This is a genomic window from Niallia sp. FSL M8-0099, from assembly GCF_038006945.1.
In the GTDB taxonomy this organism is placed as follows: domain Bacteria; phylum Bacillota; class Bacilli; order Bacillales; family Cytobacillaceae; genus Niallia; species Niallia circulans.
Map to the genome: position 1 here is coordinate 1,913,838 of NZ_JBBOWF010000001.1, position 16,418 is coordinate 1,930,255.

General features: G+C 32.2%; 9 protein-coding genes. 1 reads left to right on the plus strand and 8 read right to left on the minus strand.

What is annotated here, in order from left to right; all coding sequences use genetic code 11:
- The 8 genes from NSQ92_RS09145 to NSQ92_RS09180 all read right to left on the minus strand — a co-directional run bounded on the left by NSQ92_RS09145 (position 1) and on the right by NSQ92_RS09180 (position 15,763).
- A complete protein-coding gene (locus tag NSQ92_RS09145; protein ID WP_341152603.1) occupies positions 1-2,382 on the minus strand; it encodes a glycosyl hydrolase family 28 protein in 2,382 nt (793 codons plus the stop codon).
- Positions 2,375-5,164 carry a DUF7359 domain-containing protein gene (locus NSQ92_RS09150; RefSeq protein ID WP_341152604.1) on the minus strand — a complete coding sequence of 930 codons (2,790 nt, stop codon included), beginning with the start codon at positions 5,162-5,164 and terminating at the stop codon, positions 2,375-2,377. The genes NSQ92_RS09145 and NSQ92_RS09150 overlap by 8 nt, the downstream gene beginning before the upstream one ends.
- Before the next feature lie 20 nt (positions 5,165-5,184).
- Positions 5,185-5,955, minus strand: coding sequence for a distal tail protein Dit (locus NSQ92_RS09155; protein WP_341152605.1), 771 nt, complete (start codon positions 5,953-5,955; stop codon positions 5,185-5,187).
- Between the two features lie 52 nt (positions 5,956-6,007).
- Positions 6,008-11,926: a phage tail tape measure protein gene (locus tag NSQ92_RS09160; protein WP_341152606.1), complete on the minus strand. Its 5,919-nt coding sequence runs from the start codon at positions 11,924-11,926 to the stop codon at positions 6,008-6,010.
- A gap of 59 nt (positions 11,927-11,985) precedes the next feature.
- Entirely contained in the window at positions 11,986-12,693 is a 708-nt protein-coding gene (locus NSQ92_RS09165) for an immunity protein (protein ID WP_341152607.1), read from the minus strand.
- Positions 12,694-12,944: 251 nt separating this feature from the next.
- A complete protein-coding gene (locus NSQ92_RS09170) occupies positions 12,945-13,556 on the minus strand; it encodes a type II toxin-antitoxin system PemK/MazF family toxin (RefSeq protein ID WP_341152608.1) in 612 nt (203 codons plus the stop codon).
- A gap of 107 nt (positions 13,557-13,663) precedes the next feature.
- A complete protein-coding gene (locus NSQ92_RS09175) occupies positions 13,664-15,376 on the minus strand; it encodes a hypothetical protein (RefSeq protein WP_341152609.1) in 1,713 nt (570 codons plus the stop codon).
- Positions 15,377-15,550: 174 nt separating this feature from the next.
- The gene (locus NSQ92_RS09180) at positions 15,551-15,763 is read right to left on the minus strand and encodes a hypothetical protein (RefSeq protein ID WP_341152610.1); all 213 of its coding nucleotides are present in this window, start codon (positions 15,761-15,763) and stop codon (positions 15,551-15,553) included.
- Between the two features lie 240 nt (positions 15,764-16,003).
- Between NSQ92_RS09180 and NSQ92_RS09185 the strand changes: the two genes are divergently transcribed.
- Positions 16,004-16,195, plus strand: coding sequence for a ribbon-helix-helix domain-containing protein (locus NSQ92_RS09185; RefSeq protein WP_341152611.1), 192 nt, complete (start codon positions 16,004-16,006; stop codon positions 16,193-16,195).
- Positions 16,196-16,418: the final 223 nt, after the last annotated feature.

A 16,418-nucleotide genomic window follows, 5' to 3' on the forward strand; every position in this document is an offset into this window, starting at 1 on the left:
TTATGAGAACAAATAAGGTGAATCTGAAATTTTAGCATACATCCAACTAGTCCCGTATCTAGCTATACTATAAGTTCCTGTTCCAAATATTTTAGAATTAAATAAAGTATTTCCGTCAGAATCTTTCAATGTTACGTTAGAAGACGAACTTACATTTAAATCAAACTTATATCCACCAATTTCAACATTTTTACCAAGCGTAATAGTGATAGTAGTAACTCCAGGGAAAATATTAAGGATAGAACATAAATTATTAAGAGTGTAGTTTTTTGTCCCATCTGCAATATATGGTGAATTGAAAACATCACTTAACAAAGAAAATCGAGAACCATTGTATACACACATACCTCTGTCAATTAAGTTAACCATATCGCCACTTGTGGGGTTCGTTATAAAATTTTCCCTTACAGCAAAATTGCTTGAAGCTACTCTTATTTTATTGATGCCTTCTGATGATTTACCAACTAAAGAACCAACATTGCCTTTCATATTGCCGCAGTTTATGACAGTTACATTATCTTTAATGGAGCTCTTGTAATAAAAATATCCTTGCGCCGTTGTAATCGCATCATTGTTAGCGTAAATATCGTTGAAGTATATGTTGTGAATTTCCCCTGTATCGACTATAAAAGGATTGTCTCCCGCTTTTTTATTGCAGTAAAAACCATCAAGAGAGAGATTTTTAGTCAATGTATCCGTAAAAAGGAAGGCTGTATATTGATAAGGATAACCATCCATATTAAAGAAAGATACATTTTCGAACTTAAGATTTTCAGCTTCGAAATATCTAGCTTGAAATCCCATAGTTTCTATTCCTTCAAATGTTACACCTACATTTCTGATTGTTATAGATCCGAATTTCCCTCTTATTCCCGTAGTGGTGTATCCCCCAGATGACATAAATAATTCATGAACAGATTCGCCTTTTACATCTTCAACGAGAACGTTACTCATTTCAAAACCGGATTGCACATGTAGACTAAATGCTCTGTAGCAATATTCAGTTACAGTTTCTCCATTATCATTAACCCATATTTTCGGTTTTGGATATATCCCACGAATAGTAACATTGTATACATTAGATCTATTTGTAAAGTATGGAAAACCCGCATTTAGTGAAACTAAATCATCTGATGTATAACCGCTGATATTTTCAATCAATCCATTAGTAGACGATCCTGTGATTCCATCTCCGTTATATCCATATTTAGATTCAGGCGCCTGATCTAGTTCGATATTATAAAAATGGAAGTTATTACAATTTGTATGAGCGATGCCCCATCCAGAAACTTCTTTAATTTTTATGTCGTGTATTTTAACGTTGTTTACATTTTCTAAGAAAAAACCCCTATGAGCATCTCTAACTTGTGTCGGGGCAGAACCATCGATACAACCACCAAAGACTTCAATATTTTTTGTTCCTTCAGTAGGATGATTTTTAAAAATATGCCTTCCGCTATAATCATTGACTCCGTTTCGAGCAGTGAATTCATATTCTTTAAATTTAATGACTGCGTTTTTCCCTAACTCATATGTACTATCATCGTATATTATTAAAGAATCGCTTATAAGATAAATTCCGTCTGGTATAGATATTTTCCTTCCTCTATACAGACTAAAAATATCGTTTAAACTTTGTGTTGTATCAGTAACCCCGTCTGCAATGGCAGGAGGTACTAACGATGGCTGCGGTAAAAATAAAACATTGATTTCTTCGCTTGTCAACTGATTAGTAAAACGTGCATCGACCTCCTCAATGTCTACATCAATAGAATCAAACCTATTCTTTAAAGATGTATATGTATTACCATTCTCTCCAATATACGCATCTTCAATTTTCTTTTGTTCAGCATTAATCCTATCTCTCGCAACTGTATAAACTTTTCCATTTCTATCAGTTCGTACATCTACAATTTCATCAGGCTGAGGATTCTCTTTAATTAAATTATCGACTCTATTTTTTTGTTCTAAGTCTAACCTATCCATATCTTTTAATTTATCAGATAGGTTAGAGAAATCTCTGTCATTAGGAAGATAAATTCGAGTAGAAGGAAAGTAAATTACTCCTTCACCTAAGTAAGTAAAGGATAAACTTTTACCTTCATTTGAATTATTAAAAGTTACCAATCCATTTAAATAGTCAACTTGAAATTGATTATCTTCTAATTTAGTAAAGTTAGAATCGGTTTGTTCAAACCAACTTACATTATAACCTCTAACAATAACTCGATTGCCTCTGTTGGGGATTTCTCTCAATTGAACACGTCCATCTAAGACGGTTACCATCTCAGTAATAGGTTTATAAGGATCGTCTATTGTACCTTTTCTTTTTAAGAATCTAATTGGGTCATTATATATTATTTCCTCATAATAATTATCCATTTATTTCACCTACCTCCTCATTAATTAGTGTTGTTGGATTATAAAAAGCCTCATAAAAATATGAGACATCTAGTTTATTTCCATATGTGTTTGTATCACTTCCTGTGGTAAATCCGTTGTCAGTTAATTGCCCGTACTCTAATGTCAATGAATTGTTGATTCCAGAAAGGTAAGGATTTATGCCGTTTACTGACATTAAAAAACCTCCATCTTTAGAAGGTAGGAGGAGACTAGCATCATTCATAATAGTTGTATAAATTTTCACTAATGTAGGAGAAAAAGGTAATTCCATTAATCTACTCATTGTTCCATCACCAATATAAAATCCAGAGATGAATTTTGAGGCATTACCCAGATTAGAAGTTGGGACATTACCATTCTCATCTAAAGAAGCAACTCCATTTGGAACACCTTGCTCACTTGTAAAAATAAATTCATCTTGAGACATACCATTTAATGTTTTAGCATCTCCATCTATATCAGCGTGGATAACTCCTAATTCATCTCGGACAGGTATAGTAAGGGGTTTATTTTCTATATTAGGATTGAAGCCACCGAGAGATGACGAATCTCCAGAAGAAGTAGTAACCCAATTATTTTTATCTTTCAATTTGATTTGCTTAGTAGCTGGGTCTATCCATACAGTTTTTTCAACTTCAGCATCAATAGGTTCTTCTTTAGAATTAATAAAAGTAGTGCCGTTTACTTTCCCATCTAAAGCACCCGTCAGATTTCCTTTCATCGAAACTTGTTCCATAGGTAGATAAGGAGAAGAAGGGAAGTTTACAATGTCAGAATATAGTCTGCCTGTTGCATTAATATCACTATCTACATATCTGTAAGCTCGTATACCGAATGTGTGATATTTATTTGCTGATTTACCTTTGAATGAAAGAACTCTTTTATTAGAATCTACAACTTTTACATCTTCACTAGCAATAGTAGAGCCAAATTGGTAATCATCACTTAGATGAGAAGAGTATAAGAATATTTCAAAACCATCAATCTGTGACAAGTCATCTTCATATTCCCAATTAACAGTTAAGTCTACGGTTCCATCATCATTCAATGTGTGTGCGATATCATTAGAAGAATCATCTATGTCTTCTAATGATAACAATGAGAACATTCCAGCTTCGCTATCATTAGAACCCATGAAAATAGGGGATAATACCTCAGTGGAATTACGTTCTGAGCGTGAGTTAAATGCTAATACAGATTTATTGATTTCAGGTCTACTAAAGTAATAAGTATTTTTTACTTGATCACTTTCTGTAAACTTTTTCTTTAATTTCTCCATGTCATTCTTAGGTTTAACTTTATTCGCGTCTGATATAACAACATCTAAAGATTCACTTTCATAATCAATCGTAAATTCAGTCAAAGTAGCATTTACATAGGAATCTACAGGTTCACATTCAACACGAATAATATCTCCTACATTAAATCTATCCCAATTATGTTGTTCTTCTACAATTGCGAAGAAATTGACAATTTGAGTTCTTATGTTAGTAGAAGGGGAGTTGTTTTCTTTAAGATATTTCAATCCTTCTTCATATAAAGTTTGTTCTTCATCAATATTTGAATCTGACCATTCTTCATAATAAATATACTCTTCTAATTCCTCTAACTGTTCTTCATTCAAATTAGCTTGATAAGACAAAGAATTTGTTATTGCTTTAATAGCTTTGTTAAGCGTATTTATCTGACTGTTTACATTTGAAATTAGAGACTTTTGATTATTCACTTCTAATTGTTTAGCATTTCTTTGATTTATTAAGTTAGTGGTGGATTCGTTGTTCCTTTTAGCTATCTCTATGTTGTCTTTGATTATTGTTAACTCAGTATTCAAAGTAGCCAATTTGTTTTGTAAAGTAGTTAATTCTTCTTGTTTAGATTTTTTATTGGCAAGTAAGTCTTTAAGTGTTGATTTATTCTTTTCAAATTTATCATTGTATAATAATAAAGCATTATATAATGAATCACTCATGTCGTCATAAAAATAAGAAAAGTCATCAATATAACTTTGTCCTGTTGGATTGACTCCGTTAATGGTTAAGTTATCTGCTCCGGATACATATAAACGAGTAATTATTTCATCATTGTCCTCAGATTCATCTAAACTCTGTATATAATTTTCATACGAAAGGACAAAACCTTTAAATTTACTTAATTCTTCTTCCTTATAGAAACTAATCGTTTTATTGTTTGTATCATATACCAATTTAGCTTTAAATGTTTTCGCAATTTCAATGATGAATTCTAGAACAGACTTAACAGACACCTCAAAGGATCGGTACATTTTATTGAACTCAGGATTAATATAACTAACTCTCCAACCTGTTCCTGTCAATGCATCTTTTGTTACTTTCTCACAATTATATGAAACAACTTCATAACCACGCATCTTGAATCTACTTAATTCATATCCTCGTCCCATACAAGTAACATTCATTTCATTGGTACTGTCATTTAAACTTTTAGATTTCGATTTTACAACGAATTCTTCCCGATGAATTTCTTCGTGTTTCTCATTATAAATGACTGCCCTGATACGGTTTTTCTTTTTAAATTTCTTGATGATAGGATTACGCATATAATTGTTTTCTATTTCGACTATGTAGGGGACAGTGAAGCTTAATTCATTGATATCATTAAATCTTATTATTTGTTGTTTGTTATACGAATCCTTTAATTCACTTAATATTCGACCACGAGCATTTAATAAAAATAATCTTATTTTTCTTGGTTTTTTATTATGGTCAACATAATATTCTAACAATTATACTTCACCGTCCTTTCTTATAGACTCAATGCTCTGTATTTATAGGAATATCTTATAACCAATACACATTTACCTTCTATCCTCAATCGATTCATTCCATATGGGAGGGATAGATAATTGTGATTAAAGTTGTCATATCTCTCAGTTCCTAAAGATGAGTTTATATAATGTTTCTTACAATCTATTACTAAATGTTCATTATTTTTTAAGTCAGTAAGTATAAAGTCTGAATACGCTTTAGTTGAATTAATAATTTTTATGTCACCGTCTCCAACTTTAATAATTTGAAGAACAGGTTTGATATCTAACCAACCTTTATTGTCAATAGTGAAAGAGTTAATATCATTCTTTGTAAAGTCAAATGAATTTTGTACCACATGGCTTTCGGCAAAGGGGGATTTGCATCGCATATTTAAAGTCATATATCCTTGTTTCAATCCATTATGGACAAGCGATATGTTTTCAATTGGCATTGCATAAAATAATCGGTCAAAGTCACCATTAAAAGCTAATTGCTTATAATTATCTACATCTAACCAATCTAATATCTCATCGATTAATTGAGTATTCCATTGTTCCTTAAAACAGAAGGTGAGGGGGATAGTGATTGGATCACGCTGCACTCTTAAAAAATATGGCTCATGTACACCTGCTTTATTTTGCTCAATTATAGAACGAGAAGAAGAAAGGTTTTCTTCGTATAAGCCTGGGTTGATAGATACGTTTATTAAATTGAAATCTGTGGATTTTCTGCCATCAAAAGTGAAATATAAACTTTCTTTAATCATCAGTTCACCTCCATATAAAAAGAGAGCCGATAATTAAATCGACTCTCGCTCATTAGAATTTAATACCATTACGACTAAGTTCACTAACCATTTCATTAGCAAATGACTTAGCATCATTCCTATTACCCAAACCATGATATTCAAAATTAAATACATTACTTATAGTATCTCCAACAGTTGAAGTAGAAGGGGAGAGAGTGGGCACACTTGGCAATTTAAAGTTAGTTAATAAATTCATAGAAGCATCAGCCAAGGATTTACCAATATCCATACTTTTCATTGTATCTACTAAAGACTTTGCACCATCCATTGCTGTAAGTAAATTCTTCGTGTCATGTTTAGTAGATATCATTTCTTCTTCATGGACAACCATTGCTTTACCTTCATGACCCCAAGAAGGTAATATACCACCTTTAGCTGCAGACGCAATCTTAATAGGCTTATAATCTTTACCGTTTAGATATCGATTGGCTTGGTTGATTAAATCTATAAGATTATTAGACAGAGCTTTTCCCATGATATTAGAATTAGCTTTAATATTACTGAAATACTTATTCAAATCCTTTTGAATCTGACTAGCATTTCCATTGATAATGTCAGAGCGCATTTTAGCAAACTTACGTTCATCATTCACGAGATTATCAAATTCCTCTTGAATAGAATCCTTTTGAGTATTTAGATTATCGATTCTAAGTTGTTTTTCTCTGTCGGATTGCATGTCAGCTAAGGATTCATCCATTTCAGCCAATTGATCTTGCAGCTCTTTAACTTTAGCGATACCTGCAAATGAGTCATCTAAAGAATATTTCGCAATATCATCTAATATCTTTTGACGTTCACTTTGCTTCTTAGCTAAATCTTTCGCATATGATTCATCATCATCTTTTTTATTAATTGCATCAATCATTTTATCAATTGTCTTAAGACGAGTGTCTTTAATAGATTCCGCAGCTTGCTTGTAAGTATTAACAATGGTATCAGCCATTTGTTGGCGCTGATCCAATAATTGCTTTTCAAGAGAAATCATATCCTCAGTTCGTTGTAAAAGATTATCGGACAATAAAGCTTTCTGTGCTTCTGTTAATGCTTTATTGTTTTTAATCTGACCTTGGATATATTTCATTGACTTTTGTTCAATTTCTATCTGGTTGCGGATTAACTTCTCCTTTTTAAGCTGTTGGTCAGTCCATTTCTTAGATGTTTCAGTTTCAACGCTTTGAACAAGGTCAATCTGAGACAAATATTTGTTAATTTTATTCTTTTGTTGGTCATAACCAGCTAGTACAGAATCGATTAAATCCATGTTTAACTGTTGAATTTGTTGTTGAATCTGTAAAGCTTCTTCTTGTAAACTTAACACTTCCGACTTAGCTTGATCTACAGCTTGTGCCTTATCTGCCACTTCACTAGATTGAGAAGCGGTTGTTGATATATTAGAAGAAGTACCTGAGCCACTATAGTTAGCCATGATTCTTTTAACATAATTCTGAGTTTCAGCAAAAGGAGGTACTCCACCATATTTGCGTACATTTCCTAATCCAGCGTTATAGGAAGCGAGTGCCAATCTGATATCACCGTTATTGGCATCCAACATCTGCTTAATGTACTTTGTTCCACCCATGATATTCTCATAAGGGTCGTATGCATTAGAAACTCCAAGTCCACGAGCAGTACCTGGCATTAATTGCATTAATCCCATAGCACCAGCGTGTGATGTAGCCTTAGCGTTAAATCCTGATTCTTGCTTAATAATCGCAGCTACTAAATTAGGGTCTACTCCATATTTTGAAGCAGCTTGATTGATGTAAGATGAATACTGTCCACTATACGAGCCGCCTCCAGATGATGGAGTAGTGGTAGAAGTAGTCACTTTGCCTGTTGGAATTATGTTACCTGATTTAATTTGCTTATTGAGGTTAGTTTGTTGCTTTTTATTTAAATCAAGCAATTGTTGCTGTAATTTAATTTCTTGTTTAATTGCATCTTGATACTTTTTAGAAGCCGGAGCATAATCGTTCTTTAATTTTTGAACTTTAGCTAATTCTAAGTTAAGTTTTTCTACAGCCTGTTTATATTTATCAGTTGTATATGTAGACTTTTCATTAGCTTTGCTAGTTTTATCAGAGGAAGACTCAGCAGATGTACCAACTTCTTTGAGACCGGTAGAAGCAATTGCAGACATTTGATCTAATGCTTCGTATGCTGATTTAATGTCATTGATGCCGGAAGTGATACCTTCGTACTGGTTCTGAACAACAGTAGAACCATGCATAGCTCCAGTCTGGTCAGTATTTAATCCAGCCATTTTACGAGCACGTTCTTCCTCAGCTTTAGCCAATGCTTCATTTGCTTGTGCAACGGTTAAAATACCTTTTACTTCAACACCAAAGTTTTTAAGTTTAGTTTTTAAACCTTCAGCCTGAGCCTGAACTTCACGTTTTTGTGCCTCAATCATTTGCTTATATGAAGCAACTTTAGCATCACGAAGCTTAATGACTGCTTTCTCGTTGATTTTAATTTGACCATTTTCCACGCTGATTGCAGAAGCTAAGTCTTTTTCTTTAGCGATAAGTTGCATTGCTTCATTGGAAGTAATTGATTTACCCTGTGCAGTTTTTTCAAGCAAATCATTCAATGGCGAAACTTCATCTGATAGGGCAGTATAAGCATCCGTCATACTAGCTGTTATAGCGGCTTGATAATCTCCGGCTTTAGCAGTTTCAAGAATGATATCTCTTATAGCTTCGAAATCACCTTTAGCATCTTGGAGTCTAGATGCTAAATCTTCATATTCACCCGAAACTTCCCCGACAACTTCACCATTCTCATCCCAAATGACTTTTTGACCTTTAGCTGCATCTGAAACACCATTTATACTGTCTTTTACTTGTTGGAAGGTTAATTCTAGATTTCTTGAACCACCTTCAGCAACATTATAAGAAGTAAGTAGATCGTCTAAATCAGCTTTAGCAATCTTATAGGCGTTCTCATCATTATTTGTTGCAGCATTTTGCATTTTCTTCATAGCAGAAGCTACATTGGTTGCAAAAGTATTTAATTCTTCAGCAGATGCACCAGAAACATCAAGTGAACTAATAACACTGTTTACTTTAGCAGTAATAGAAGTGTCAATAGTTATGTCAGTAAAATAAGAGTCTACAGTTTTCTGCAACTCTTCACGTAATTTCATTTGTTCTTCATTATATTGACGTTTTAATTCAGTAATTTCAATTTCAATCTTTTTCTTATCTTTATCCGAATACTTAACACCACTAACGCCAGCTTTATGATCAAGAACTCGATTCTTTTTATCAATTTTACTGTCTATTTTATCTGCTGATTTTAATGCAGATTGGATATTGTCTTTTGCTTCGAGTTGTTGTAGTTCTTTCTTTTGACGAACAAGTTCTTTAGTATACTCAATTTCTTGTTCAAGTGCTTCACCGACTTTTAAGACGGCATTTCCCTGTGAGTCATAATGATCAACAAGAGAAGGGAGGAGACCAGCTAGTTGTTGTGATACTTGTAAATACTCTTTTTCTTTATCACTATTAAAATTGCCTGAGTTTTTAGCTTCCGTTAATTCTTGATACTTCTTTAACAACTCATCAGTTGCTTGCTTATTAGCCGTTAGGGACTCAACCGTTGTATTCTGAATTTGTTCATATTCTTGTTGTTTCTGTTTAGCTTCGGCAAAGTGATTTGTTATTTTTTCGATAGCAAAACCTAAAACAGTTAATATAGCACCTACGCCAGTAGCCACCATTAAACCACGTAATGCTGTTTTAAATACAGCAGTAGCTATAGCTGCTCTTGACATACCAGCTTCCAAACCAAATAAAGAAGTTGCAGTACCAGCTAGAGAAACATTTCCAGTAAGAAGGGCAGTAGACATTCCTCGAACATTCTTACTTAGTAATACTGTTGCGACACCAGCGGTTCCCATTACAATAGGCAATACTCCAATTACATCTATTACATCACCAGTAGTTTTTAGAAAATCTCCAAATTCTTCAGTAGCCACAATTAAAGTATCAGATATTAGTGCATCTCCAGCACTTACTGCCAAAGATGTAAAGGCGTTAGATAGGCGGTTAATACGGGCTTGTAGAGATTCTGAATATTTTTCTTGCTCACGCATAGCAGATCCAAAGCTATTAGCAGCTGTTTCAGATGCTTCTTGAGCTATCGAGTAGTTGTTCATTAAGGCGTTGAATCTCGATAGTTGATACATGCCAGCGCCTTTTACACCTACGTTTTGTTTTTCAGCGTCAGAAAGGGTGTTCCATTTAACGGCGATTTCATCTAAAATTTGACCAGTTGGCTTTAGTTTTCCATTAGCATCATTTATTGAAATACCAATATCATTTAATGCACCAATTGCTTGAGAATTATTTGTTAATCTAGCGAAAATAGTTTTTAAACTATTTCCTACGATATTTCCAGATTCACGAGTCGTGCTTGCGATGGCTGTCGTATAACCAATTAAATCATCTAATTCTACATTGAATGTAGCTGCAGTCGAACCTGCTTTACGAATAGAATTTGCTAAATCAAGTGTAGTGACTGCGTAATTATTATCGACTTCATTTAACTTATTTGCTATTTGCAGTGAGTCTTCAGCGGCAATATTATAGTTAAGCATCGCCGATGTGAGAGTGTTGACTGTTTCGTCAACTCCGAGATCCGAAACATTCTGAAGCACCTGTGCTGTCTTTGTGATATATGATAATTGATCTTCAGACCAACCCATTCGCCCAAAGGAACCTTGTAAATCCAAAATATCACTGATCTTATTACTCAATTGATCACCAAGGGAAATTGATTCTTCCATCAACTCATTAAATTTGTAATCGGGAAGATTTAAAACTCTTCGCAAATTCGTCATCTTTGTATCAAGTTCAACAACTTGATTAGTCATGTCTTTAATAGTATTAACAAATCCATAAAATGCCCCATATGTAAGCATTCCAACCGAAATAAAGCTAAATGCCGATTGCACTCTTTCGCCAAATGTTCTAGCTTGAGCACCTGCATTTCTTGCTTCAGAGGTTATTTCATTAAATCTTATAGACATTTCACGTAATCTTTGATTCAATTGAGGGGTTCTAGCTGTCAACGAGTTTATTGATTGCAAATAGGCATTCAATTGAGCCGTTTGAGTTGAGTTTAAGTTAGAATTAGCTTTAAAGTTATTTACTTTTAATTCAGCTTCACGTTGAGCTAATATTAATTTATTTTGCATTTCTCTAACTTTATTAACGTTATCTATATTTTGTTTTAACCTATTTAATTGCTCAATATTCTTAGCACTATTAACTGCATTATTTAATCTAGATAAACTATCAGAAGATATTTTACCTTCATTGTTTAAAAGTCTAAGGGTATCTTTTAATTTATTTTTACTATTTAGTAATGTTTCAGTCGCTTTTCTTTCTTGGTCTAGGTTCTGTACAGTTTTAACAGAGGTAACATCGCCATTGACATTAGAATTTACAGTTGTATTTGTGAATCCATTCTTAAATTGATTAGAAGTAGAAGTACCATTATTAGTCTGAGTAGTGACTTGTTTTTGTTTCTGTCCAAGTTTATCATACGCTACTTGTAATTTATTTGTATTTTCAATTTCCTTTTGAGTAGCTTTATTCTTATTATTAATACGAGTTATTTCTTTTTGAATAATTTCTCCACTTTTTAACTGTTGAGAAATCCTTTCTTTTGTAACGCCATTTACATCTTTAGTAATTGTTTTTTCTTCTTTAAGAACTCTATTCAATTGAGAAGAGATATTCTTATAGTTTTCCATAGCTTTAGCATAATCTGAAAGAGACTTTGCTACTTTATCATCAAGCTGGATATTTAGTTTAATCTTTGATAAATCTTTTTCTATTTTGGATATTACTTTATTTACTTCGCTAATAGTAGCTTTAGAATTCAAAGTACCTATAATTCTAAGTTTTAAATCTGACATTAAGACATCTCCTTTCTAAAAAAGTGCATAAAAAAAGAGATGCTCTTATCAGAACACCTCTAGACAGATACTTTATTATTTGTTTTTCGTATAGCTATTTCTAATAAACTATGCCAAAACTCTGCACGTTCATAAGCTGTTTTATATTCAATACCATTCTTATCGAATCCTTCGAATGTATTGACACCCATTTGCTTAGGAGTGGGTAGAAAATCAAAAGTAAGATTAGGATTTTTAAAATCGTCTATTCTAATTTTTAATTGTATTGCTTTCACTTTCTCAATTTTAGATGTAGTAGGGGAAGATCCACCAATAATTGCACCAACTCCACCGGCAACCATGCCGCCAATAATAGCTCCTCCAATTTGATTACTTCTGGATGCTTTGAAAATAGTATCATTATCCATTTTGATTTCAGAGTCCATAATTTGATCAAATTTAATCTTACTTTCAACTATCTGTTTTTCTTTATCAAACTTATAAATTTTAAACATTTGTAATTCTTCATTTACTGCAATTTTTTCATCAATTGTAGAGTAAGAATGATCAGCATTAAATTCTTTGTCATATTCAATTAAAATACGGTTTTTATTCATGTTTTCTTCAGCAAGTTTACGATTTCTGTTTCGAGACGGTCTAAAAGCCAACAATACACCACCTAATATGAGCAACATCACACCAAACGGTTCCCAAGTATCTATAAATAAAAACGAACAAGATATAATACCATATATTATCCAAATAGAATTTCTTTGTTTACTGCTCATATTAGTTCTCACCCTCACAAATATAGTTACTTCCATAATATCACATCATATGTAAATTGTAACTATAGGGAAGGGGAGGCGAACATAAAAAAGCCCTCACCAGTTAAGGTGAAGGTCTTAGCATCTCATATAAATATAAAATTAAATGGGCAACGCTTAGCGCTGCCACTCTTAAGTAATCATTATGCCTTAAACTTTGTTCAAGGACTCTGTATGTTGTATTTAAAATATACTACATATAATTTATAATTTCAAGTAAATAACAGTCGATTTATGGATTTTTTAATATCACTGAAATTTTCGTACGAAATTTTAGCTACTGGTAAATTAGATAACCGCTTCTTACTTATAGTTTTAATTTGTGCACAGTTAATGAATCCTAAAATTTCATTTTTGGAGCTAGGGTCTAAATCAATCGGAACTTCATAATAATCTAACTTCTTGATTTTCTCTACACCTGAGGAATTGATGTACTTATAATATCTTTTACCATCTTCTTCATATATCTTACAATTTTGATGAGTGGTAATAGGTACAACGATTGTTGTTTCTGATGATTTATTCCCTCTGTCGTTTTGCACAATAACGACCGGTCTCTTATCTTGTTGCTCAGAACCAATATTATATCCCATTGAACAGTAAAAAATATCTCTTTTGAATACATTTACTGGAGAACCAGCTCTAAGCATTTTAAATTTCGTATGAGTCCAATCAATAAAATTCTTTCTCAATACCAATTGCTTTTTATAAATATCTTGGTTTTTGATTGGCTTTTTAATAACATTTTCTAATTTTGCAAAGCTTAACTCTAAATCTTCTTCTAAAATCTTTACTATATCTTTTGAACTTGTACTTTTCTCCATATTTCACCTCCCATATTTCTCTATATTTTACCATATTAAGAGAATAGTAGAGAGGAAATTATTCGAAATAAAGAACATTTTGTCGGTTGTTGCGGTTACCTGGGAAATTAAACTTTTATTTCAATTCCTTTTTCAGCGAACTTTTTAATTAGTCCTTCATAGTTGTTTTGTAAGTCAGAAGGGTAGAGATCGATAAATTGATAATCAAGAAGAGAGTTATAATATTTAATTTTTCTGTCTGCTTTGTCAATGTATTTTTTAATTAAATTATACTTATATTTTTCAGTTACGTACCAACCGAAATATTCCACTATTATGAAGTCATTGATGATCCAATCAGGAATATAACTTTCATTTTCGTATTGATTAATAAATAGGTATGAATTCGCAACCTTATTTTCATAATATTTAAAGTTTACATTATTAGTGATTAAAATATCATGTATTTCTTTTTCTTGTAAGCTATCTAACACTGTGCCGTCTCTACCAATAATATTTTTGAAATCTTCCAGTTTAAATTTATCAGGATAACATTCATTTATCCAAGCGTATATATTACTATGATAGTATGTGTCACAAATCGCCGAAAACTTTCTGAAATTATTTACTAAAAAAGGATAAGATATAATATTCGGAATATCATAAATGCTAATATTTAATTTTTCCTCTATTAATTGTTTCATTGCGGTTATCCTATTATATTTGTCTTCCCAGTAATGTTTCTTTGTCATTTTAAATTCCCAGTCATACCACCTATTAGGAAACATAAAGTTCCAAAAATCAACATGGCTACTGTTAAACTTACTGTAATACATACCGTCTAACTTATACTCTTTAAATAATTCCCCTAAAGTCAAATTTAGTATCTGATCATCGGATTGTATAATTCCGTCTTTATATAGTTGTTCATAAAACCAATTACTAGCTTGTCGAATATTATCTACATTATCCCAAAAATGAGGAGCAACTGCATTCATCAACCAAGGTTTATAAGTATCTGGATAAATAGTATTTAACAATTCAAATCCATTATAATAATTTAATAAGTTGCTAATTTTATATCTATCCATTACTTCCCTACAGAACATTTTTGTTACATCTAGTTTCTCTTGTTTTGTTACCAATGAAACATAATACTCTAATAATGGCTTAAAATCTTGCAAAGTGAATTTCTTAAAGAAGCCGTGTGGATAGATTTTTATATTATTGTCTAGTACATCCAAGTATACATCTAATGGGTTGACTCCATTTAGCTTCTTTTTTCTATTCATTTCTTTCATTTCCAATTGACAAATCTTACAGTTATGCTTGATAGTTTTCAATCTGGATGCCGAAGTGAATTGAGTACCATAAGATTCATGCTTTAGACATATAAACTCTAAGTTGGAACGATTATTTACATATTTATTTGTTAATAATTTGTATCCTTTAGTTGTAAAAGTATTTATTATTTTATTGAAATCTAATTTCGATTTCTCATTAGCTTTTATGAAAGCTTCGGTATAGAGTGTACCGTTGAGTAATTTAACTTCTTTCATTTTCTTTCCTCTGCATTTCACACATGCATGTTTATTAGAGTCAATATGTTTACTACTAGTGATTTGACTCCAAGGTTTAATAAACCTAGTTTCTATATCCTCTGATAAACAATAGTCACAAATAACTTCCACTTTATTAGTTGAAGTTGGCATTAATTCTTCTGGTTTAACGAAAAAAATGTCTTTCATATCAGTATATGTATACCCTTTTTCCATAAACCATTTTTTATTATTACGTGACCACTTAACTTCAATCATCTGTTCAGGTACAATCACAATCAATCATCCTCCTCACAAAATCCCACTCTAATTAGTAAATAGGGCAGGGGAGATGAAGAGTGAGGATTCGTCATCTTTCTTCGCATATGATCAGTATGCTGCACCACTGCCCAATATGAAGCTTTCCATAATACCCATGATCAAATCTCTCTATGTAATAACTAACATATTTCTCTCTTACTCTTCAACAGTATCTAAAATTCCTTCGCCAACTATTTCACAGATATCTACTTTATGACGTTCACCTTTGTAATCTACATAAAATAACTCATAATGATTATTTAGATCCGGGGTAAACTTATAGTTAGCTTGTTCCAATGCTAATGTCTCATCGTCACTTTCTGTTTTAATCCCTACTATAAAACTAACCTTGCCGAACACCATTGCCATTCTCATATCTCCCTTGTATTATATTTTCGTATGTATGTTCGTTTCTTTCGGTGTAACCTTATAATACCTTAACCTTAATTATATGTAAAGTACTTTTTGAAGTGATTATGAAAAATACTTATTGTCAATCGTAAATTGAAGGTTTACGTTTTTGTGTATGTATGTTTATAATAAGTTTATAAACAGTTACTTAACATTCTTGGAAGTGCTAGAAGGTTAAGGTATTGAAAGGGGAATAGAATGGCTAAGAAAGTTTTAAAAAATAGAAGCCAGATTACTTCAACTTTAAGAAATGAGCTTTATGACCAATTAAAAGAATTATCAAATGATACTGATATTCCTATTAGCAAATTATTAGACCAAGCAGTCGAGTTGCTTTTTGAAAAAAGAGGTATGAATAGAACTAATAGTACTAGAAATTTAGGCGAATAAACATCTAATAAAACAGCACTTTTAACTTATCGTAAACACAAGAAGGCATTGGATTTGTCCAGTGTCTTTTTGTGTGAGCAATAGGGGAGAAGGGAGGATGTCCCTGATAATAAATTCAATTAGAAAGCGTTATATTATTGAACTAAAAAAAGAGGGGGAAATGTCGACTTCTCCAATATAAAAAGCACTCACCAGTTTAGATGAGTGCTACATGATATGTAAT

What these genes read in the sequence shown, in the direction of transcription:
- NSQ92_RS09145 (WP_341152603.1), bottom strand. Translation starts at nt 2,382, where the DNA reads ATGGATAATTATTATGAGGAAATAATATATAATGACCCAATTAGATTC.
- NSQ92_RS09155 (WP_341152605.1), bottom strand. Translation starts at nt 5,955, where the DNA reads ATGATTAAAGAAAGTTTATATTTCACTTTTGATGGCAGAAAATCCACA.
- NSQ92_RS09160 (WP_341152606.1), bottom strand. Translation starts at nt 11,926, where the DNA reads ATGTCAGATTTAAAACTTAGAATTATAGGTACTTTGAATTCTAAAGCT.
- NSQ92_RS09165 (WP_341152607.1), bottom strand. Translation starts at nt 12,693, where the DNA reads ATGAGCAGTAAACAAAGAAATTCTATTTGGATAATATATGGTATTATA.
- NSQ92_RS09170 (WP_341152608.1), bottom strand. Translation starts at nt 13,556, where the DNA reads ATGGAGAAAAGTACAAGTTCAAAAGATATAGTAAAGATTTTAGAAGAA.
- NSQ92_RS09180 (WP_341152610.1), bottom strand. Translation starts at nt 15,763, where the DNA reads ATGGCAATGGTGTTCGGCAAGGTTAGTTTTATAGTAGGGATTAAAACA.
- NSQ92_RS09185 (WP_341152611.1), top strand. Translation starts at nt 16,004, where the DNA reads ATGGCTAAGAAAGTTTTAAAAAATAGAAGCCAGATTACTTCAACTTTA.